General features: G+C 35.3%; 1 pseudogene. It reads right to left on the minus strand.

Features of this window, described 5'->3' with window-relative positions:
- Window positions 1-109, minus strand: a pseudogene (locus tag QZ379_RS10370) (4-(cytidine 5'-diphospho)-2-C-methyl-D-erythritol kinase); the annotation flags it as partial.
- Window positions 110-476: the final 367 nt, after the last annotated feature.

The raw sequence follows: 476 nt of genomic DNA on the forward strand, positions 1-476 counted from the left end.
CCTGAAGATTGATAGGGAAAAATACTGTTTCAAGATTGTGATATCCGTCCGGGCGTTTCTCGACTATATTCAAGCCCAGATTTATTTTGGCATTTGGAAATGTTATCATTGTCGTAGAATTTATAATTTCTTCAAATATAACACTTATGTTTTAATTATTTGTTTCTGTTGGCAAAAATATAATAGACCATTATTGAAAGCAACATTGCTGCAACAGATATTCCTATAGCTGGATTTGCCCAAGGAAAATTGATGGACAATGCATTGAAAACAAGCATCAGACAGATAAAAATATTTACAATTCTCATCAACCGAAGCGCCATAACATATTGCTTTACAATATTCCGTCCGGATATTCTTACAGGAAAACGAATATACTGCACCGGAGCGTATGCACTCGTAAACATCAGCAAACAAACTAATTAGGGTGTCCAGTTCTGCGTTCCTAAAAACGTAGTATAAAACGCCCTTGTGAT

The organism is Bacteroides sp. (assembly GCF_019417265.1).
Classification (GTDB): domain Bacteria; phylum Bacteroidota; class Bacteroidia; order Bacteroidales; family Bacteroidaceae; genus Phocaeicola.